This window comes from Halococcus sediminicola (assembly GCF_000755245.1).
GTDB lineage: Archaea > Halobacteriota > Halobacteria > Halobacteriales > Halococcaceae > Halococcus > Halococcus sediminicola.
Window position 1 is genome coordinate 263,161 of record NZ_BBMP01000026.1, and the last position, 19,449, is coordinate 282,609.

General features: G+C 65.9%; 20 protein-coding genes and 1 tRNA gene. 17 read left to right on the top strand and 4 right to left on the bottom strand.

Annotated elements, in window-relative coordinates:
- Positions 1 to 1,095: a CNNM domain-containing protein gene (locus tag ACP97_RS17785; RefSeq protein WP_049999175.1), complete on the bottom strand. Its 1,095-nt coding sequence runs from the start codon at positions 1,093 to 1,095 to the stop codon at positions 1 to 3.
- A 105-nt stretch (positions 1,096 to 1,200) separates the two neighbouring features.
- Between ACP97_RS17785 and ACP97_RS17790 the strand changes: the two genes are divergently transcribed.
- A complete protein-coding gene (locus ACP97_RS17790) occupies positions 1,201 to 1,800 on the top strand; it encodes a DUF7282 domain-containing protein (protein WP_049999176.1) in 600 nt (199 codons plus the stop codon).
- 4 nt (positions 1,801 to 1,804) lie between these two features.
- Here ACP97_RS17790 and ACP97_RS17795 read toward each other — a convergent pair whose 3' ends face one another.
- Complete coding sequence (locus tag ACP97_RS17795) at positions 1,805 to 2,353, bottom strand: metal-dependent hydrolase (RefSeq protein ID WP_049999177.1); 549 nt, start codon at positions 2,351 to 2,353, stop codon at positions 1,805 to 1,807.
- Positions 2,354 to 2,451: 98 nt separating this feature from the next.
- Here ACP97_RS17795 and ACP97_RS17800 point away from each other — a divergent pair, with 98 nt between their 5' ends.
- The 9 genes from ACP97_RS17800 (at position 2,452) to ACP97_RS17840 (ending at position 10,971) form a co-directional block, all read left to right on the top strand.
- Positions 2,452 to 3,462, top strand: coding sequence for a DUF1611 domain-containing protein (locus ACP97_RS17800; RefSeq protein WP_049999178.1), 1,011 nt, complete (start codon positions 2,452 to 2,454; stop codon positions 3,460 to 3,462).
- A complete protein-coding gene (locus tag ACP97_RS17805) occupies positions 3,459 to 4,505 on the top strand; it encodes a dipeptide epimerase (protein WP_049999179.1) in 1,047 nt (348 codons plus the stop codon). The genes ACP97_RS17800 and ACP97_RS17805 overlap by 4 nt, the downstream gene beginning before the upstream one ends.
- 30 nt (positions 4,506 to 4,535) lie before the next feature.
- Entirely contained in the window at positions 4,536 to 4,994 is a 459-nt protein-coding gene (locus ACP97_RS17810; RefSeq protein ID WP_049999180.1) for a universal stress protein, read from the top strand.
- An 88-nt stretch (positions 4,995 to 5,082) separates the two neighbouring features.
- Positions 5,083 to 6,522 carry an extracellular solute-binding protein gene (locus ACP97_RS17815; RefSeq protein WP_049999267.1) on the top strand — a complete coding sequence of 480 codons (1,440 nt, stop codon included), beginning with the start codon at positions 5,083 to 5,085 and terminating at the stop codon, positions 6,520 to 6,522.
- A complete protein-coding gene (locus tag ACP97_RS17820) occupies positions 6,523 to 7,509 on the top strand; it encodes a carbohydrate ABC transporter permease (RefSeq protein ID WP_049999181.1) in 987 nt (328 codons plus the stop codon).
- Position 7,510: 1 nt separating this feature from the next.
- Positions 7,511 to 8,440, top strand: coding sequence for a carbohydrate ABC transporter permease (locus tag ACP97_RS17825; RefSeq protein ID WP_049999182.1), 930 nt, complete (start codon positions 7,511 to 7,513; stop codon positions 8,438 to 8,440).
- A 4-nt stretch (positions 8,441 to 8,444) separates the two neighbouring features.
- On the top strand, positions 8,445 to 9,626 hold the full coding sequence (locus tag ACP97_RS17830) for an ABC transporter ATP-binding protein (protein WP_049999183.1): 1,182 nt from the start codon (positions 8,445 to 8,447) through the stop codon (positions 9,624 to 9,626).
- 1 nt (position 9,627) lies between these two features.
- A complete protein-coding gene (locus tag ACP97_RS17835; RefSeq protein WP_049999184.1) occupies positions 9,628 to 9,831 on the top strand; it encodes a hypothetical protein in 204 nt (67 codons plus the stop codon).
- A 51-nt stretch (positions 9,832 to 9,882) separates the two neighbouring features.
- Positions 9,883 to 10,971, top strand: a complete 1,089-nt coding sequence (locus ACP97_RS17840; RefSeq protein ID WP_049999185.1) for a Gfo/Idh/MocA family protein — start codon at positions 9,883 to 9,885, stop codon at positions 10,969 to 10,971.
- A gap of 180 nt (positions 10,972 to 11,151) precedes the next feature.
- Here the strand turns inward: ACP97_RS17840 and ACP97_RS17845 are convergent, their stop codons facing one another.
- Positions 11,152 to 12,291 carry a ferritin-like domain-containing protein gene (locus ACP97_RS17845; protein ID WP_049999186.1) on the bottom strand — a complete coding sequence of 380 codons (1,140 nt, stop codon included), beginning with the start codon at positions 12,289 to 12,291 and terminating at the stop codon, positions 11,152 to 11,154.
- Positions 12,292 to 12,530: 239 nt separating this feature from the next.
- On the opposite strand from ACP97_RS17845, the gene ACP97_RS17850 reads away from it, so the two are divergent.
- From ACP97_RS17850 to artA, 4 genes are all read left to right on the top strand, one after another.
- Positions 12,531 to 13,367: an NOP5/NOP56 family protein gene (locus tag ACP97_RS17850; RefSeq protein WP_049999187.1), complete on the top strand. Its 837-nt coding sequence runs from the start codon at positions 12,531 to 12,533 to the stop codon at positions 13,365 to 13,367.
- On the top strand, positions 13,354 to 13,983 hold the full coding sequence (locus tag ACP97_RS17855) for a fibrillarin-like rRNA/tRNA 2'-O-methyltransferase (protein WP_049999188.1): 630 nt from the start codon (positions 13,354 to 13,356) through the stop codon (positions 13,981 to 13,983). Before ACP97_RS17850 ends, ACP97_RS17855 begins: the two co-directional genes overlap by 14 nt.
- 192 nt (positions 13,984 to 14,175) lie before the next feature.
- Complete coding sequence (locus ACP97_RS17860; protein ID WP_237561232.1) at positions 14,176 to 15,927, top strand: DUF7282 domain-containing protein; 1,752 nt, start codon at positions 14,176 to 14,178, stop codon at positions 15,925 to 15,927.
- Positions 15,928 to 15,972: 45 nt separating this feature from the next.
- Positions 15,973 to 16,953 carry an archaeosortase A gene (gene artA / locus ACP97_RS17865; RefSeq protein WP_049999190.1) on the top strand — a complete coding sequence of 327 codons (981 nt, stop codon included), beginning with the start codon at positions 15,973 to 15,975 and terminating at the stop codon, positions 16,951 to 16,953.
- A 35-nt stretch (positions 16,954 to 16,988) separates the two neighbouring features.
- Here artA and dph5 read toward each other — a convergent pair whose 3' ends face one another.
- Entirely contained in the window at positions 16,989 to 17,744 is a 756-nt protein-coding gene (dph5, locus tag ACP97_RS17870; protein WP_049999191.1) for a diphthine synthase, read from the bottom strand.
- A gap of 95 nt (positions 17,745 to 17,839) precedes the next feature.
- On the opposite strand from dph5, the gene ACP97_RS17875 reads away from it, so the two are divergent.
- The 3 genes from ACP97_RS17875 to ACP97_RS20930 all read left to right on the top strand — a co-directional run bounded on the left by ACP97_RS17875 (position 17,840) and on the right by ACP97_RS20930 (position 19,442).
- A complete protein-coding gene (locus tag ACP97_RS17875) occupies positions 17,840 to 18,817 on the top strand; it encodes a class I SAM-dependent methyltransferase (RefSeq protein WP_049999192.1) in 978 nt (325 codons plus the stop codon).
- 73 nt (positions 18,818 to 18,890) lie between these two features.
- Positions 18,891 to 18,965 (top strand) — tRNA-Thr (locus ACP97_RS17880).
- Between the two features lie 42 nt (positions 18,966 to 19,007).
- Entirely contained in the window at positions 19,008 to 19,442 is a 435-nt protein-coding gene (locus tag ACP97_RS20930) for a hypothetical protein (RefSeq protein WP_049999193.1), read from the top strand.
- Positions 19,443 to 19,449 lie beyond the last annotated feature (7 nt).

The following is a 19,449-nucleotide window of genomic DNA, read 5'->3' on the forward strand; positions in this document are numbered from 1 at the left end:
TCAGTCGAGCGGGTCCTCGATATCGCCGGCGATGGCCTCGAAGGCGTCGGTCGCGGTCACGAGACCGACAACCCGTTCGTCGGTCGCGTCGGCGACGAGCGCGAGTTCCTGGTGTTCCTCTTGAAACCGGTCGATGAGGTCGCTGACTGGCACGTCTGACGGAACGGTCAGCGGCGGGGTGGCGAGCGATGCGAGGTCGCGCTCGCCGTTCCGGAGGGCATCGACGTGCGAGAGCACCTCGGGGGTGTAGACGACGCCGACGAACTCCTCCAGGTCGGTGTTCACGAGCGGGAACCGGGTGTGCTGGCGCTTGGCCATGAGTTCGAGGTTCGCCGCGACCGGTTCGGCCGTCGAGAGCGCGACGATGCCGCTGCGCTCGACCATCACCTCGTCGATGGCCGTCTCGCCGATGGCGAGGGCGTTGATGACCTCCCGCTCGCGCTCCTCGGACAGCGACCCCTGCCCCAACACCGTCCCCATCCGACTCCGGAGTTCGCCGCGCGAGGTCGGCGGCGACTCGTCGCCCTCCTCGACCTCCTCGTCGGCCCACGAGCGAGTGATCTCGACCCCGAACAGCGAGAGCAGCCCCTTGGCCACCCAGTCGGCAAAGCGGATGATCGGCCCGAGCGCCGTCGTCCACCAGTACAACACTGGTGCGCCGTAGCGCGCGGCGAGTTTCGTCCGCTCGATGCCGAAGTAGGTGGGGGCCTGCTCGCCGACGATGACGTGGAGGAGGTTGACGACGGCGAGCGCGAGCAAGACTGACAGAGCGGTGTGACCGTCCGAACCGCCGCCGAGCAGCCCCGCGAGTCCGGCCGCCCGCACGGCCGGGTCGAGCAGCGACGCGAGCGCCGGTTCGGCGACGACGCCCAGCCCGACGCTCGAAATCGTGATGCCGAGCTGACAGCCAGAGAGGTAGATTTCGAGCTGTTCGGTCATCTCCCACGCGCGTTCGAGGCCGCGCTGGCCCCGAAACTCCTCTTCGGGGAACTGGCGGACGCGAGTCATGGCGAACTCGGTCACGACGAAGAAGCCGTTCGAGAACAACAGCGCGAGACCACCGACGAACTGGGCAACCGTCGCAGCGTCGACCATCACTCCGGATTTCCGGGTCCGTTCCTAAACGCTTCCCATCGAACGCCGCGGCGCTCGGTCGCCGCGAGCCGAGCGTTTTTCCCCGCCGCCTGTCTCGGCCGATGTGTGCACACGACGAAAGCCCTCATCGCCGCGTCTCTCGCCCTCCTCTGTGTGGCCGGGGTCGGGGCGGTCCCGACAGTTCAGTCCCAGCAGGCACACACCCCCAACGCGACGATGGTCTTCACCGACCAGACCACGAACGGCACCACCGTCCAGCTCAATTCGGTGAACCTCTCGGAGGGTGGGTTCGTCGCCATCCACGATCGGAACCTCACCGCCGAGAACGACACCGTGGGCAGCGTCATCGGCGTCTCGAAGCGGCTCAGTCCCGGGCCGCATCAGGACGTGCAGGTGCGACTCTACGCCATCGATGGCCGCGAGTTCAACCAGTCGCGCCTGCGCACGAACGGCTCGCTGACCGCGATGGCCCACTTCGACTCGAACGACAACGGCGAGTTCGACTTCGTGCAGACGAACGGCAGCGTCGACGGCCCGTACGTCGCGGGCACGGGGACCATCGTCGAGAGCGCCGGGGTCTCCGTCGAGCGCGAGGAGACGGCTTCCGACGGTGGACTCGATATCGGTCTCGTGCCCATCGTCGCCGCCGGACTGGTGTTGGTCGTCCTGGTGGTGCTCGCGGCCGCCGTGGTCCGTCGTCGATAGCTTTTCAAACGACTCGTCGCGCACGGAGCCACTCGCGCAGCGCCGCGAGACCGGGACGACCGTCGCGCAGCCATATCAGCAGCGCGAAGCCGACGAGGAAGGCTCCGGCGAGCACGAGCGAGGACGGTTCGAGGTCGGCGAAATGCGCGCCGAAGCCCCTGCTCGTGTCGTAGGGCGGTTGGTCGAGCACCGGCCAGCCGAGATAGCGCACGTAGGCGTACTCGCCGGCGAGCAGCGGCGAGAGCGCGTCGGCGAACGGGTGAGTGATGTAGCCGACGGCGAAGGCGATGGCCGGTCGCGTCCACCCGTGCCGGCGGGCATACACGTAGACCAGCGCACAGACGATGGCGGTGGTGAGCAGCGAGTGTGCGAGCGAGCGCCCGCTCGGGAGGACGTGAAAGGTCCACGCGAGCGGCTTGTCCACGAGGTCGGGAAACTGCGTCCCGACGGCGACGGCGAGCGTCGCTGCCGCCGAGGGCGGTTCGCCGTAGCGCCAGCGCGAGAGCGCGGCGTAGGCGAGATAGCCGACGGCGAGGTGTCCCCACGGCCACATTGGTCTCCCTATCACCGTGACCGACTTACCCGCTTCGGAGACGCACGCGCTCGCCCGGATGGTCGGAGTTTAAGCCCCCGCTCGCCCTCCGGACGGACATGACCGTCGCGCTGCTCGCCCACGAGAAGTTCCCCGAGGAGGCAAAGACCGCCGTCAGCATCCTTCGCTACGCCGACGACGAGGTGGTCGCGGTGCTCGACCGCGACCGCGCCGGCACGCGCGTTGCCGACCATCTTGGAGGAGTGCAGGACGCGCCGATCGTCGCCGGGATGGACGACGTAGAGGACTGCGACGAACTGCTCATCGGCATCGCGCCCATCGGCGGCGGGTTCGAGGAGTCGTGGCGGCCGGATGTCCGAGCTGCACTGGAACGCGGCTGTGACGTCACCGCTGGCCTGCACTACTTCCTCGAAGACGACGAGGAGTTCGCGGAACTCGCTGCCGAACATAACTGTGAACTCCACGACGTGCGCAAGCCGTCGCCCGATCTGACGGTGAGCGAGGGCGTCGCCGGCGACGTCGATGCCGAGGTGATTCTGACTGTGGGCACGGACTGCTCGGTCGGGAAGATGACCGCAACGCTCGAACTCTGCGAGGCCGCGCGCGAGCGGGGCGTGGACGCCGCGTTCATCCCGACAGGACAGACGGGCATCATGATCGAGGGCTGGGGCAACCCCATCGACCGCGTGGTGAGCGACTTCACTGCCGGGGCGGTCGAGGAGATGATCCTGGAAAAAGCTGACCACGACTATCTCTTCGTCGAGGGGCAAGGCTCGATCGTCCATCCGGCCTATTCGGCGGTGACCTGCGGCATTCTGCACGGGTCGATGCCCGACAAACTCGTGCTCTGTCACGAGGCGGGCCGCGAGGCGATTCACGGCTACGAGGACTTCTCGCTGCCGGCGCTGCCCGACTACATCGACCTCTACGAGAACCTCGCTGGCCCGGTTCACGACGCCGACGTGGTCGCTGGCGCGCTGAACACCCGCTCGCTGGAGACCGACGAGGGTGCGCGCTCGGCGGTCGATGCGTACTCGCGGACGCTCTCGGTGCCAGCGAGCGACCCGATTCGATTCGGCAACGACGAACTGCTGGAGGCACTGCTGTGAGCCTCGACACCGACTTCGAGCGGTTGACACTCGCCCTCGAAGACCCGTTCACCATCGCGCGCGGCACGCAGGAGACCGCCGAGAACGTCATCGTGCGCGTCTCGGACGGCGACCACGAGGGAATCGGTGCGGCCGCACCCTCCGAGCACTACGGCGAAACCTCTCGGACTGTGGAAGCCGTCCTCCCCGACCTGCTCGCGGTCGTCGAGGAAGTGGGCGACCCGCACGCGCTCGGGCGTATCGAACGACGAATGCGCGAGGCAGTTCGTGACAACCCCGCCGCGCGCACGGCGGTCTCGATCGCGCTGCACGACCTCGCCGCGAAACGTCTCGGTGTTCCTCTCTATCGCTACTGGGGTCTCGACCCCCGGAACACCCCGAAGACCTCGTTCACCATCGGTCTCGATACCATCGAACGGATGCGCGAGAAGACCGAGAGCGCGGTCGAAGCCGGTCACACGGTACTGAAGGTAAAACTCGGCACCGAGCGCGACCGCGAGATCATCGAGGCGATTCGGGCGGAAGCCCCCGACGTGCGCCTGCGCGTCGACGCCAACGAGGCGTGGACGCCCCACGAGGCACTCTCGAACATCGACGTGCTCGCCGACTTCGACGTCGAGTTCGTCGAACAGCCCGTGCCTGCCGAAAATTCACGAGGACTCGAATACGTCCACGAGCGCTCGTCGCTTCCCATCGCCGCCGACGAGTCCTGCGTGACGCTTTCGGACATCTCCCATATGGCCGAGCGCGCCGACATCGCCAACATCAAACTCATGAAGTGTGGTGGGTTGCGCGAAGCCAAACGGATGGTTCACGCGGCGCGCGCGCACGGACTCGAAGTGATGCTGGGCTGTATGATCGAGTCGAACGCCGCCATCGCGGCCGCCTGCCAGCTCGCGCCGCTACTCGATTACGCCGACCTCGACGGCTCGCTGTTGCTCGCCGACGACCCCTACGAGGGAGTGGCGATCCGAGGCGGCGACATCGACCTCGCTGGCGTCGAGGGGAGCGGTACGGGCGCACGCTCGGACGATCGCCCGTAGAATTATATAAGGGCCCTCGAAAGAGGGTATATGGCACTCGAAACCGTTCTTCTGGCGCTCGGGCCGGGTGACGCCGAGCGCACCGACAGGCTTGCCGAGGAGACCATCGACATCGCCGGGCCGTCCGAGGCCACAGTCATCCTGGGCCACGTCTTCACCGAGGCCGAGTACGAGCGCGCCATCGACAGGCTCGGTTTCGACGTCACGGCCGGCGAGGTCTCGCCGAACGAGGTGGCACACCGCCACGCGACGGTCCGCGAACTCGGCGACAGACTCGACGAGGCGGGCGTCGAGTTCGCCGTCGGCGGCGCGGTCGGCGACCACGGCGACAGCATCATCGGACTGGCCGAGGAGTCGGGAGCCGACATGGTCATCGTCGGCGGGCGGCGGCGCTCGCCGACGGGCAAGGCCGTCTTCGGCTCCACGGCCCAGACGGTGATGCTCTCGGCACCGTGTCCGGTGACGTTCGTCCGAGCGGACACGACGTGATGGTCCCGTCGATGCGACCGCCGGCGGGCGGTTGCCTGCGATGGTCGCCCATAGATATAAGTAAGTGTGTAGATTCCACCAAACAATGATGAACGGTTCCAACACACACGGGAGTGTCTCCCGTCGAAACTTCCTGCGGGCGGCCGGCGCGTCGGGAGCGGCGGTCGCGCTCGCGGGCTGTACCGCCGGCGGCACGGAGGCCGGCCCGAACGCCGTCCGCTGGGTGACCGACTCGACGGCCGCCGACAGCGCGGGAGCGATACGGAAGGCGCTCTGGAAGGCGGGACTGTCGAAGGACATCTACGTCGACGTCATCGCCGGTCCCTCCCAGACGGGTGCCCGCCAATCACAGTACACTCGCTGGCTGTCGGCGGACCTTGCGGATCCGGACTTGCTGATGATGGACAGCGGCTGGGCGCTCAACTTCATCAACCGGGCGCAGGTGCTCAATCTCACCGAGAACCTCCCCCAGTCGACGGTCAAACTCATCGAGAACAAGTACTTCCAAGCGGCAGTCGAGACGGCCAGAGGCGGCGACGGCGACCTTTATGCGGTCCCCCTGTTTCCGGATTTCCCGACGATGCTCTACCGGAAGGATCTGGTGAAGAAGGCCGGTTACAACCCCGAAAAGGAGAACTGGGCGACCGAGTCGATGCGCTGGAAGAAGTTCTCGAAGGTCGTCGCCGACGCGAAGAAACAGGCGAACGTCCCCTACGGCTTCGCCTTTCAGGGAAACATCTACGAGGGCCTCTCGTGCTGTGACTTCAACGAGTTCATGACGAGTTGGGGCGGGGCGTACTTCGGTGGTCGTGACTCCCTCTTTGGACCCATCGGCAAACGCCCGGTGACGGTCGCCGAGGAGCCGGTCGTCAACGCGGTCAAGATGGTCAAGACGTTCATCTCCGGCTCGGACGCCCCGAACACGCTCGACGGCTACGAGCAGATATCGCCGAACGCGGTGCTCAGCTGGACCGAAGACCCCTCGCTGAGCGCGTTCACGGCGGGCAACGCGGTCGCGCTGCGCAACTGGCCGTACGCGATCCCCTCGGCCGGCGAGGCGTTCGAATCGAAGGACCAACTCGGCGTGATGCCGATCCCGTACGCCACGCCACAGAAGAAATCGAAGTACAAGAACATCGGCGGTCCGACGGCCGCCCTCGGCGGCTGGCATAATGCTGTGAATCCGAACTCCGACCAGAAGGAAAAGGCGCTGCAGGTGCTCCAGACGATGACGAAACCGTCCTTCCAGCGCACGCTGGTCGAGATCACGGGCTGGCTGCCGCCCAACCGGGAGGTGTTCTCCTCGAAGAAGGTGCGACAGATTCCGTACACCGGGGACTACATCGACCAGTTGCGGGTCGCCGGTGAGAACGCGATTCCCCGGCCCGTCACCGTCGTCTGGCCCCAGCAGGCGACCAAGATCGCCCAGCAGGTTCACGCCGGCTTCTCGGGTGCCAGTCCCCCGAAACAGGCGATGAACACGCTCAAAGACCAGCTCGTCGCCATCGAAGACTTCAACGCACAATAGATGTCCACAGAACAATCGACCGAAACGGGTGCACAGGGCGGTTCGGGAATCTACGCCGGCGCGGTGCGCTGGCTCGAAAACCTGAGCGAGACGGCCTTTGCCTATCTCCTCTTGATACCCGCGATGTTGGTACTGCTGGTGATCTCGCTCTGGCCGCTCGCGAGCACCTTCGAGATGTCGCTGCACGCAGACAGTATCACGGGCGCGGCACAGCTCGGCGAGTTCGTCGGCCTCAGGAACTACGTCGCACTGCTCACCGGCCAGCTCGATACCGTCGCGCTGCCACAGCCGTTTTTCGACCCGAGCGCGCCGTTCCAGAGCGCGCTCATCGTGACTATCATCTTCACGATCGTCGCGGTCTTTTTCGAGACGCTCATCGGGTTCGGGCAGGCGCTCGTGCTCGATCAGGACTTCCGCGGCCGGCGCTGGGTTCGCGTCGCGATCATCATCCCGTGGGCGGTCCCCATCGTGATCCAGGGGATGATCTTCTTCCTCATGTTCCAGCCCGGCATCGGTTTCGGCGTCGACGTCGTCACGGCGCTCGGCGGGTCGGGAACTCCCCTCGTGAACAGCGCCGAGGCGCTGCCGATCGTCATTTTGGCCGACGTCTGGAAGACCACCGCGTTCATGGCGCTCCTGATCCTCGCCGGCCTCCAGAGCGTCGACAGGAGTCTCTACGACGTGGCGAAGGTCGCGGGCGCGACGAAGTGGCAGCAGTTCCGGATGATCACCTTCCCGCTCATCCTGCCGACGGTGCTGGTCGCCATGCTCTTTCGGACCATCTCCTCGATGCGCATCTACGGGCTCATCGAGACGGCGAGTAGCTGTACGACCGTGCCGTCGCTGTCCTGTCTGGTCGTGACGACGTTCAGCACGCGACGGTACGGGACCGCGGCGGCGGTGGCGTTCGTGACCGCGGCCATCATCGCCGTCGTGGTGTCGATCTACATCGTCAGATACTGGCAGGGCTCCCAGGGGGTGGCCTGAGATGGCGAGCGCACAGGCCGACGAGAGCGAAACCGAGGGTGGGCCGTTCACCCGGTGGGTAAAGGGGTCGATTCAGAACCCGGACCGAACCTACCGTGCGATGTTCTACGTGGTGACGATCTTCTTCCTCATCACGACGCTGTTTCCGTTCTACTGGCTGCTGGTGCTCGCGCTCACGCCCGAGAGCGCCATCATCGACATGGGGTTGTTGCCGAAGGGATTCAATCCCGGCGCGTTCATCACCGTCTTCGAGCGCCTGCCCTTTCACATCTACCTGTTCAACAGCTTCGTTATCGCGCTCGGGACCACCGTATTCGTGCTCGTCCTGGCGAGTCTCGCGGGCTACGTCTTTGGCCGACTCGATTTCCCCGGCCGGGGCGTCCTGATGCTGGTGGTGCTCGCCATCTCGTATTTCCCGCCGGCGGCGTTTCTCCTGCCCCTGTTCCGGCTCTTTACGGGCAACGTCGAGATACTTGGTCTCAGCAGCCCGATGCTGTTCAACACGCCAGTGGGCATCGGACTCCCACTCAGCGCGCTGTTCATGCCGCTGTCGATATTTATCCTCACCACCTTCTACGGGCAGATCCCCGACGGACTCGAAGACGCCGCGCGCGTCGAGGGCACTACCCGACTGGGCGCACTGTTCAGAGTGATCATCCCGCTGTCGGCACCCGGCGTGGCGACCGCGGGCGTACTCACCTTCATCAACGTCTACAACGAGTTCTTCTTTTCGTTCCTGATGACCGACGGACAGGCACAGAACTGGGCCCCGCTCGTCTGGGGCATTCTGGGCTATCAGACCCAGTACACCGCATCGTACAACCTGATGGCGGCCGCGAGCATCATCGGCGTGTTGCCGGTGGCCATCCTCGTGGTCATCGCCCAGGAACGGATCGTCAGCGGTCTCACCAGCGGCGCACTCAAGGAGTAAGAACATGGCAAAAGTCACCCTCGAAGGAGTCACGAAACGCTACGACGACGTCGTCGCGGTCGACGACATGAATCTCGAAATTCCCGACGGCGAGTTCGTCACCCTCGTCGGACCCTCGGGCTGTGGGAAATCGACGACGATGGAGACCGTCGCCGGTCTCACGATGCCCACCGAGGGAACGGTACACATCGGCGAGCGGGAGGTGACGAACCTCCCACCGAAAGACAGGGGAATCGCGATGGTCTTCCAGAACATCGCGCTGTTCCCGCACATGGACGTCTACGACAACATCTCGTTCGGGCTTCGACTCAGGAGCTTCGACGAGGACGAGATGGATCGGCGGGTCGAGAACGCCGCCGAGATCGTCCAGATGCAGGGGATGTTAGACCGAATGCCCAGCGAGATGTCGGGCGGCCAGCGCCAGCGCGTCGCCATCGCGCGGGCGCTGGTACGCGAACCGGACGTCTTCTTGATGGACGAGCCGCTGGCGAACCTCGACGCCAAGCTCAGGGTGCATATGCGCACGGAACTCCAGCGCATCCACCGCGAACTCGACACGACCATCATCTACGTCACCCACGACCAGGCGGAGGCGATGACAATGTCCGACCGCATCGCGGTCATCGACGGGGGACAGCTCCAGCAGATCGATCCCCCTCTCGTCTGCTACAACGAACCGGACAACCTGTTCGTCGCGGGGTTCATCGGCTCGCCGAGCATGAACTTCGTCGAGGGCACAGTGGGTGCCAACGGTTTCGGATCGGAACACGTCGACGTCGAGTTCGACGCCGGACCGATGGACCTCGGCGAGGGCGATGCGGTCACGCTCGGCATCAGGCCGGAGGACATCTATCCCACCGACGAGGCCGGGTCGGTCTCGCATCCGACGGCCGAGATCGAGACGACCGTCGACGTGCTCGAACCGATGGGCGACGAGATATTCGTCTATCTCCTGCTCACCGAAGACGCCGAGACGGACCTCGAAGACCCTGAGGCCGGCGACCAGTTGCAGATGAGTGTCGATCCCGCCTCCGATATCGAGGCCGGCGACACCGTGACGGTGGTCCTCGACCGCGAGAAAGTCCATCTGTTCGATACCGATTCCGGCGCGGCGCTCGAACACGGGCTAATCCAGCCGACACGGACCGAGGGAACGACCGGTACGGAGGCCGAGACGGACGACTGATATGGTTACGGACATCGGATTGCTCTACGTCGGCGGGATGACGCTGCTGTTCGTCTTCTGGGCCTACGGACTGGTGTCGTTCGTCCTCGACGTGAAGAACAAGTTCATCCCACTGACCCGGCAGTATCTCCGTGGTCGACGGCGCGAGAAGGAGGAGGCCAAACGCGAGAGCGAGCGCGAGGAGCGCGAAGAGCAGTTGTATTGAAAGATACGGAGAACGGTATTCTTACAACCGATGGTCGCTTAGCCGCTCGATATGCCCTCCTCTTCTCCGACCATCGGTATCATCGGTCTCGGAAACGTCGGCCGCTTTCACGCCGACCGTCTCATCGACAACGGGGCCACGGTCGTCGGCAGCGACATCGACCCCGACGCCCGCACCCGCTTCGCCGAATCGTACGCGACCAGCGCGTACGAGGACGTGGCCGATCTCTTCGCCGACGCTGACGGCGTGCTCGTCGCGACGCCGAACCGCTATCACGAGGAGTACGCCGTCGCGGCGCTCGACGCCGGACTCGACGTGCTCCTCGAAAAACCGGTCGCCCACTCGCTCGAAAGCGCCGAGGCGATCGCCGCGGCGGCCGACGAGAGCAGCGGGTTCGTCATGACCGGGTTCAAAAACCGCTTTGCGAACCCCGTCGAGGTGCTGAAAGGGTTCCAGAACGAGGGGCGCTTCGGTACCCCACGCCACGTCGAGGCCAACTACATCCGGCGACGCGGCATCCCCGGACGGGGATCGTGGTTCACCAGTCAATCGGCTTCGGGTGGTGGATCGCTCATCGACATCGGCGTCCACGCCATCGATCTCGCCCTCTTCTTCCTCGATTTCCCCGAAGTCGTCGAAGTGTCGGCGACGACGCGCTCGGCGTTCGGTTCGCGCGAGGACTACGCCTATCTCGAAATGCTCGGTGAGGACCTCGGACCGTCGGATTTCGACGTCGACGACTCGGTGAGCGCGTTCATCCGGTGTGCGAACGGCGCGACGGTGAGCCTCGAAGCCGCGTGGGCGACCAACCGCCCGACCAATCACGAGTTCCTGCTCCGGGGAACCGACGCCGGAGCGCTGTTCGACCGCAACGAGAACAGCCTCACCATCTACGAGAGCAGCACTGCCGGTGCGGACCACCTGACGGATACGACGGTGACGACGCGCCCCAACGACGCCATGCTGGCCGAACAGGCGGCGTTCCTGGAGGGTATCGAGAGCGGCACGCCCCCGGAGCGAAATACGATCGCGGAGGGGTTGACCGTCCAGCGCGTCATCGACGCCATCTATCGGTCGGCGGATGCCGAGCGCGCGGTGCGCCTCGACGGCACGCCGGACGCCACGGCTGAACTCGACTGAACCGGACACGGCGACCGTTCCGTCGATCGATCTCCGGACCGTCAACCGACTCTCTACTTGCCCGGTCACGACCTCCGAATCGAAAAATTCCACACGACTCCACGACGTGATCGTCGGTCGGCTTCGGTTGCGGTTGCGATTTCGTCGGGAAGCGATCTCTCGAACGGTGTAGTGAGGTGTCTACTCGACGGTGATCTCGGCGTCGTCGACGACCGCCTCGCCGTCGGCGGTGTAGGCTCCATCCTCTTCGCCGCCCGAGGTGATGAAGTCGTAGCTCCCGTTGCCGTTGGTGTCGAGGTGCGGCATGGCGATGAGCGTCTGGTCTCCGTCGAGACTCGACTGGTCGAAGTCTCCACCGGGCACGCCCGAGTAGAGCGGAATCTCGACGTCCATCTGCGTACCGGCGTCGTAGGCCTCCGAGACGCCGATGACGCTGCCGGCGACGTTGCCGTCGAGCAGGCTGCTGTCGTGGATGGCGACGAACCCGCCGTCCGGTAGTGCCGCCGAGGCGACCGTCACGCTCGACCCGTCGGAGCTCTGATCCTCGAACGTCGCCGACGCCATCTCCGGGGCGTCCTCCTCGCTCACGATGAACTGCTTGGCGATGCCGAGCACTTCGTCCATCGAGCGCGCGGGGTTGAACGCGTTCGGTGCGGGCCGCTGGAGGTTCAGCAGCTGGAAGTAGGTCTGGTGGTTGGCCTCGACGGAGTGAATCGAGAGCGCCGGCGGGATAATGTCGGGGTTCGAGATCAGTGGTGCGGCACCCGCGTAGGCGGAGACGCCGACGGCTTCGAGGCGGTCGGCGACCGCGATGAACTCCTGAATCGACGAGTACGGGAACTCGTAGTTCGCCGGTTCGACGGGCGTGCCGCCGAGGTCATTGATGGTCTTGGTGAGCGCGTCGACGTGGGCCTCCTCGTGGTCACGGACGTCCTCGATCTGCTGATAGACCGAGTAGCGAAGGGTCGGCCGCGCGAAGTACTTGGCCACCTCCGAGCGCTCGACGTCGCTCTCGGAGTAGTTGTCGAGGAAGTCGTTGTAGTAGGCCGCTTCGAGGTGTTCGAGCGTGAGCGCGTAGTTCAGAATGTCGATGTCGCTCACGTCGTCGCTGCCGTCGCCGTTGCCGCCATCGCTGCTGTCGCCGTTGCCGTCGTTCGCGGCGACGGTGCCGGCTCCGACCGCCGAGAGCGCGGCCGCGCCGGCCCCGACTTTCGCCGCGTCGCCCATGAACGCCCGCCGCGAGCGCAGTTGATCGCTTACCTGTCCAACGAAATCGAGAACGCCGTCCGAGTTCTCACGAATGGTTTCTTCGTCTGTCATTGTTGTTCCGTGCACCGCTGCACGAGGATCACTTCGCCGGTATCGCATATGAAAGTATCCCCAAAACAGGCCCAAATTCGATTGGAACCGTTCGAAAGAGCACGTCTCGGCGGTCGAGACGGCGGATGGATGATTCGCCGAAGCCGGCTCTTTCTGGGAACGTGAACGAGGGGTTTCGTGTGAGGTCGTCGCCACGCACGTACCGGGTCGCTTTTCGCCGCCGGTCGGCTACGGCGGGCATGAGCGAGGGATGGTTCGCCGGTCTCGCGGGCGACGCGACGGGCGCGACGCGCATCCGCGAGGGCAGCGCCGAAACCCCCGAAAACTGGCCCGCCAGCGCCATCGAATCGGGCTTTGCCGCCGACGAGGAGGCATATTACGCCCGCCTGCACGAGGCGGCGATGGCGGCGGCGCGAGAGGGGATGGAAACACGCGAGCGCGCCGACGACCGGCAGGTCATCCACGCGGTGCGCGCGATGGACGACGCCGGACGGACGGCGAACGAACTCGCCGAACGCGTCGCCGAGTGGGCCGCGAGTCGCTACTCCGAATCAGGGACCGGACTCGACTACTGCCGCGAACTCGCCGACACCCTACCCGAAGAACCCGCCGACGAGCGGTTGGTCGCGCTCGCCGAACGGGCGGTCGAACTCGACGACGAACGCGAATCGCTCGAACGGTTCGTCGAGCGAGTAGTGAGAGACGCTGCACCGAACCTCGCAGCGCTCGCCGGGCCGACGCTCGCGGCGCGGCTGCTCGCGCTCGGCGGCGGATTGGAGTCGCTCGCCAAGACGTCGAGCAGCACGGTGCAGGTCCTCGGCGCGGAGGAGGCGCTGTTCGCCCACCTCCGGGGGCAGGCCCCCTCGCCGAAACACGGCGTCATCTACGTCCACGAGTACGTCCGTGGCACGCGCCCCGACAAACGCGGATCGGCGGCGCGCGCGCTCGCGGGCAAACTCACCATCGCCGCACGTATCGACCACTACTCCGGCGACCGGCGACCGACCCTCGATGCCGACCTCGAAGAGCGCATGGCCCAGATCCGCGACGACGGAGGGGACGATGGCGCTGCCTGACGGGATTCAGTACCGGGCCTTCGACGGCGAGGAGCGTCTCGCCACGCGGGGCGAAGCGGTCTACGGCGAACCGGTCGCCGACGGCTGGCGCGCGTGGGACGCCCACCGATCGAAGGTCGGCGCGATGTACGAACTCGGGATGGAGCCGGGGCTCGAAAGCGGGAGTGAAGTCCTCTATCTCGGGGCGGCCAACGGCACGACCGTCAGCCACGTCGCGGACGTCTCTGGTCCAACCTACGCCGTCGAGTTCGCCGCACGGCCGTTGCGCGATCTGCTCTCGGTCGCCGAGACGCGCACGAACCTCCTGCCGCTGCTCAAGGACGCCCGCCGCCCCGAGACCTACGCCCACGTCGTCGAGAGCGGTCTCGACCTCCTCGTTCAGGACGTGGCGACGCGTGGACAGGCACGGGTCGCGCGGGCGAACCGACGGTTTCTGGCCGACGACGGACGCCTCTGTCTGTCCATCAAGGCCAGAAGCGAGGACGCCACGTGCGACCCCGAGGCGGTCTTCGCCGACGCGCTCGACGAACTGCGCGAGACATACACGGTTCTCGACAGCCGTCGGCTCGACCCGTTCCACGCCGACCACCTCGCGGTCGTCGCCGAACCGCGCTGAGTGTCTTCGGGGATTCGTCACCGATGGACCTTCCACCACAAAACACTTATAAGGGGAGTCTATCCTTTCAGCCATACGCCGAGGAACGATGCCAGGCCAGCCCATTCGCTCCCGGTCGATGCGCCGGGACCCCTCGATAGCCCCTCCCGTATCGCCCCCGAGTTCGGAACCTCACTCGTCCGTGTGGCGACCGTGAGCGCCCGGTACGGGGTCGCGCTCGCGACGGTCGTCGTGCTCGCGGCGGTCGTCGGCGCAATACCGGCGACGGCACAGGACTCCGGTCGAGCGACCGACCGGCCGACGGCGTCGTTCGAGCGCTCGACCGTGAGCGAGGAGCGTGGCGACATCGCCGCGATAGGGCTGAACCTCTCGGGAACGACGAGTGCGACCGTCACGGTCGGCAGCGAGGCGGTCAACTACGAGACGAACGTCACCGTCAACGACAGCGATGGCGACGGGCACGTGACGCTGTTGATGAACACGTACATCGCCGGCCAGGGAACCGAAGACCGGGTGTACGAGACCGCCGAGGGCGACGCGGTCGTCGAGACGAACCGGACGACCGACCCGCTCGACAGCCCCCTCGAAACGAGTCGCTACAACCTCTCGGTACGAGTCGAGGACCGGCGGACCGACACGGCCACGCTCGCGCTCACCGAGCGCACGACCGGCGAACTCATCACGTGGACCGCGCCGGCGGCGAGTTTCGACAACGCGACGAACGCGAGCGAGGTCGCCACCGCCGTCGAGAGCGGCCGCATTACAGCGACCGACAGCGTGGCCATCGGCGACGTCTCGGTCAACCAGTTCAAGCTCTCGGGCGTCTACGGCGCGCTCGCGGTCGCGAACGTCACGGAACTGCTCGGCAACGGTACGCTCGATTTCAGCATGGTTCAGACGAACCCGGCCACGAACCGCCCGCCCAAACGCCTCGATCTGAGTCGCAGCCTCGCGAACGACTCGATTCGCGTCGTTCCCGACCCGCGCAACGACGTGCTCTACGTCAACGTCGACACGGGAGCGGCGGTGTTCGAAAACGGCACGGTGGCCGCCGGCGACACCTTCGAGAACACGCTCACCCTCGACGGCGAGAGCGCGCTCGCCGAAAGCGACGAGTCCGTCGGCGCGAACGTCACGCTCGTCGGTACCGAACTCGGTCTCGGCGACCCCTCGCTGGCCGCCGACTCGAACCAGACCGTCACCGGCACGACGAGCGTCGCGCCCGGTAGCGAGGTGACGGTCCGCCTCCAGCGAAACGGCACCAGCCCGTTCGTCAAGACCAACACGACCCGCGTGAAGCCGAACGGCTCGTTCGTCGCCTCGTTCAACCTCTCGGCGGTGACGCCCCGAACCACCGTCTCCGTGCGGGCCGACGGGCCCCTGGGAACCGGCGACCGGACGAACGTCACCGTCCGACCCGACCGGACGAACGAATCGACCAACGGCACCGCAGCGCTCGCCGTCGCCGACGGGACGACCGACGGGGAGACGGTGACGGTGCGGAACGCGACGCTCCCCGACGGTGGGTTCGTCGTCGTTCACGCGCCGAACGTCTCGACCGATCCCGTGGGAAGCGTCCTCGGGGCGTCGAGCTATCTCGAAAACGGCACCGCCGAGAACGTCACCGTCTCGCTTGCCGAACCACTCCGGGAGGACACGCGGGTGGTCGTGATGGCCCACACCGACAGCAACGACAATCAGGTGTACGATTTCAGCAGTTCCAACGGGAGCGAGGACGAGCCGTACACCACGAACGGCAGCCCCGTCACCGCGCGTGCCCGATTGACGGTCGTCGACACGACGACCGTCGAAACGACGAACACCACGGCCGCGACCACCGCGGCCGGGACGACCGGGACGACCGACGGAAGCGGTCCCGGCTTCGGCGTCGTCGCTGCACTGCTCGCGCTCTCGCTGGCCGGACTGGCGTGGCGACGGGACTGACGGGAACGGCAAAACCTATACTCCACATCGCCGTAGAGCAGGCGAATGCTCGACGGCTTGTTGGGTGCGCTCGCGTGGTTCGGTCGGTTCTCGGACCCGCTGGCGTGGCTCTCGGTGCTCGCCTTCGGTGCCGGTGGGTTGCTCTCGTGGCGCGATAGCCGTCTCGCCCGGCCGGTGACGGTCGCCGCATGGGGCGTCTTCGCCGTCTTCTGGCTGTCGGTCTTCCATCACTTCGCGTTCGTCCAGAAGAGCTTCATCGAGGGGATCGGGGTGCTCGTGGCCGTGCCGACGAGTGCGTATGCCGGATTCCTGCTCGCTCGCGGGCGCGACTCGCTGTTCGTGCTCTCGCGGGCAATCGCCGCGATGGGGCTGATCTTCTTTCCGTTCGAGACGATTCCCGCGCTCCAAGAGTTCCTCATCGAGAGTGTGACGAGTCAGACCGCCTTCCTGATGGAACTGATAGGGGCGAACCCCACGATCGTCTCGGGCACGGCGGTTCCCGGGGGGAGCTATCCCGATTACCAGAGCACGTTCTGGTTCGTCGACGGCGGCCACACTATCACCTACACCATCCTCATCGCCTGCACCGGCATCGGCAGCATGGCCATCTTCGGGGGTCTCATCGCGGCGGTTGCGGCCCCGCTCTCCCGGAAACTCCGTGCACTCGCCGTCTCGATTCCGGTGATCTACGCGCTGAACCTCGTTCGCAACGTCTTCATCGGGCTGGGGTTCGGGCTGCAGAAGTTCCACTTCTTTCCCGACCTCGTGATGGGGCTGTTCGGCGCGAGCGATCCCTACAAGGTCTCGTATTTCATCGTCGATCGCGTGCTCGCCCAGAGCCTCTCCGTGCTGGCGCTCGTGGGGGTGACGTGGGTCGTCGTCCGCGAACTGCCCGAGATCATGGTCGTCATCGAGGACGTGCTGTTCATGGCCACGGGTACGGAATACGACCTCCGGGGTGCGCTCGGCGTCGGGGTGCGCGAGGCGCAACGCGCCTCGGATAGCACGAGCGGGCATCGCCCGTGAGTGTGTGCCGACGGCGGCCCCGTGACGAACGACGGCTAAAGTAGTTCTGGCGGCGCGTCGGCGAGCGCTTCGAGCGCCTCGCGTTCGAGGTGATGCAGGTCGCCCGGAAGCACGAGCAGGTGGAGCGGGTCGCCGAACTCACCCTCCGCGAGCGCCGACAGTCGATCGGCGACCACGAGCGGGTCGGGGCTGCCGGCACGGGCGACGACCACTCCCAACCCATCGAATTCCGGCGCGAGTCGCTCGGCAGCGATGTCGGCGCTCATGTACCGATCCTCCGCGGCCTTGATATCGAGATAGCAGAGCGTGTGCAGGCCGCGCTCGCGGTTCGCTTCGATGGTTTCGACGACGCTTTTCGGCACTGGTCGATCCCGGTAGGCGAACGGCACAGTTGTGGCCTTGCCGAAGCGGTAGTTCTGGAGGCCGGTGAGCGAGCCCGCGGCGGCCTGAGCGGTCGTTCCGTGGACTATTCGGGTTTCGATGCCGCGCTCGTGGGCGCGGAGCCTGAGGTCCGTATGTGTCGTCGAAACCATCGGATCGCCGGCGACGAGAAATACCGTTGGACGTGTTTCGGCGCTATCGAGGATCGGGTCCGGGTCCTGCTCGACGCCAGCGCGGTCGCGGACCTCGATGGAGATATCGTGGGAGGTTTCGAGGTCTTCGACCGTGGTTCCCGCCAGTTTGCTGGTGTAAAACTCGGCGAAGACCTGCTCAGCGTCCCGAAGTGCTTCTCGACCCTCGACCGTGATCGAGCGCTCGTCGTAGAGACCGAGGCCAACGAAGGTGAGCATGGCCCGCCTCGGGCGGCGGGCGGATTAAACGACTCGCACCGTCGATCACCGGCGCGAAACGCCACGCTTAGGCCGGCCCGGCGGCGATTGCGGGCATGGAACTGCCGTGCGTCCGCGCCGCGCGCGAGAACGGCGAAACCGTGCGGGCGGCACTCGCCGAGCGCGAACTCGTCGACCGCGGGCACGAAATCACCGTCGTCGACGGGTGGATTTTCATCCCCGTCACCGACAGCGAGGCGGTTCCCGACCAGTACACGATCGTCACGCACGACGCACCGGCACGCGAGACGCAGGTCATGCCCGCCGATATTCTCGGATTCGAGCCGACCTACGAGCGCCTCGGCGACGTCGTGCTCGTCGACGAGGACGATCCCGAGTGCGCAGAGCGGATCGCCGCGGCGGTGATGGACTCGGCGCTCCCAGTCAAAACCGTCCTGAATCGCGCCTCGAAGGTCACCGGCGAGTTCCGCACCCGCGAGTGGGACCACCTTGCCGGTGACAGCACCGAAACAGTCCACCGCGAATACGGCTGCGAGTTCGCCCTCGACGTCGCCGCGGTGTACTTCTCGCCTCGACTGGCGACCGAGCGCCACCGCGTCACCGAGACGATCGCAGCCGGCGAGCGGGTGGTCGACATGTTCGCCGGCGTCGGCCCCTTTGCGATTCCGGCGGCCAAGCGCGGTGCAGAGGTTGTCGCCGTCGATCTGAACCCTGCGGCCGTCGACTACCTCCGCGAGAACGCACGGCGCAACGATGTCCCCGAACGGATCACGGCTATCGAGAGCGATGTGCGCACGGTCGCCGAAGAGTACGAGAACTGGGCCGACCGGCTCGTCATGAACCTGCCCCACAGCGCCGACGAGTTTCTGGAGGCAGCGGTGTGCCTCGCGGGTGAGGACTGTCTGATACACTACTACGACATCCAGCACGAGTCTGACCCGTACGGTCCGGGCGAGCGCGCCGTCCGCGCGGCCGCCGAGAATTACGAGGTCACGGTCGAAGCCCGCCAGTCGGTGCGCTCGTACGCACCCCACGAACTGAACGTCCGCCTCGACGTGCGACTGCGGGCGTGAATCGACGACCGATGATGGTCCAGCGGCATCGATTCGCAACGATTATACCGTTCGTGAGTCCAGTACCGAGTGGGCCGGTGTAGCTCAGACTGGCTAGAGCGAATCCTTCGTAAGGATTAGGCCGAGGGTTCAAATCCCCCCACCGGCTCTCTCGCCTAGATTCAAAGCCTCGGGGCTTCTCGGCGGTAGTATGGCCCGCACCCCCGCCGAGAACATCGACGTTCTCCGCGACCGGATTCGCACCTCCGAGGACATTACTGACGATGACATCGAGGTGCTCATCAAGTTCTCCCACCAGTTGTTCCTGCTCGCCACCGAATACTCCGACCACCGCCACGAGAAGCTCCTCTGTCACTGTACGCGCATGGCTGAAGAGGTCGGCGGGCTGGCCGACGCACTCGACGAGCGCAACGCAGCCGAGGACATCGTCCGCTGGATCAACCGGACCTACGACAACGAAGAGACCAACCGTGACTACCGCGTCGCGCCCGAAACCACGCACGATAGCGAGCACCCGCCTGAATCCAATCGCGTGGGTGTCGGGCCAGACCTCGCGCAACTACGACCCTGGTGTTCGATCAGGCGATATCCTCCACTGGAACGATCATATCCAGCCGCTCATTGAGGCTTGC

Coding starts and splice junctions, on each gene's coding strand:
- ACP97_RS17785 (WP_049999175.1), bottom strand. CDS start 1,095: ATGGTCGACGCTGCGACGGTTGCCCAGTTCGTCGGTGGTCTCGCGCTG.
- ACP97_RS17795 (WP_049999177.1), bottom strand. CDS start 2,353: ATGTGGCCGTGGGGACACCTCGCCGTCGGCTATCTCGCCTACGCCGCG.
- ACP97_RS17800 (WP_049999178.1), top strand. CDS start 2,452: ATGACCGTCGCGCTGCTCGCCCACGAGAAGTTCCCCGAGGAGGCAAAG.
- ACP97_RS17810 (WP_049999180.1), top strand. CDS start 4,536: ATGGCACTCGAAACCGTTCTTCTGGCGCTCGGGCCGGGTGACGCCGAG.
- ACP97_RS17815 (WP_049999267.1), top strand. CDS start 5,083: ATGAACGGTTCCAACACACACGGGAGTGTCTCCCGTCGAAACTTCCTG.
- ACP97_RS17820 (WP_049999181.1), top strand. CDS start 6,523: ATGTCCACAGAACAATCGACCGAAACGGGTGCACAGGGCGGTTCGGGA.
- ACP97_RS17825 (WP_049999182.1), top strand. CDS start 7,511: ATGGCGAGCGCACAGGCCGACGAGAGCGAAACCGAGGGTGGGCCGTTC.
- ACP97_RS17830 (WP_049999183.1), top strand. CDS start 8,445: ATGGCAAAAGTCACCCTCGAAGGAGTCACGAAACGCTACGACGACGTC.
- ACP97_RS17835 (WP_049999184.1), top strand. CDS start 9,628: ATGGTTACGGACATCGGATTGCTCTACGTCGGCGGGATGACGCTGCTG.
- ACP97_RS17840 (WP_049999185.1), top strand. CDS start 9,883: ATGCCCTCCTCTTCTCCGACCATCGGTATCATCGGTCTCGGAAACGTC.
- ACP97_RS17845 (WP_049999186.1), bottom strand. CDS start 12,291: ATGACAGACGAAGAAACCATTCGTGAGAACTCGGACGGCGTTCTCGAT.
- ACP97_RS17850 (WP_049999187.1), top strand. CDS start 12,531: ATGAGCGAGGGATGGTTCGCCGGTCTCGCGGGCGACGCGACGGGCGCG.
- ACP97_RS17855 (WP_049999188.1), top strand. CDS start 13,354: ATGGCGCTGCCTGACGGGATTCAGTACCGGGCCTTCGACGGCGAGGAG.
- artA (WP_049999190.1), top strand. CDS start 15,973: ATGCTCGACGGCTTGTTGGGTGCGCTCGCGTGGTTCGGTCGGTTCTCG.
- dph5 (WP_049999191.1), bottom strand. CDS start 17,744: ATGCTCACCTTCGTTGGCCTCGGTCTCTACGACGAGCGCTCGATCACG.
- ACP97_RS17875 (WP_049999192.1), top strand. CDS start 17,840: ATGGAACTGCCGTGCGTCCGCGCCGCGCGCGAGAACGGCGAAACCGTG.
- ACP97_RS20930 (WP_049999193.1), top strand. CDS start 19,008: ATGGCCCGCACCCCCGCCGAGAACATCGACGTTCTCCGCGACCGGATT.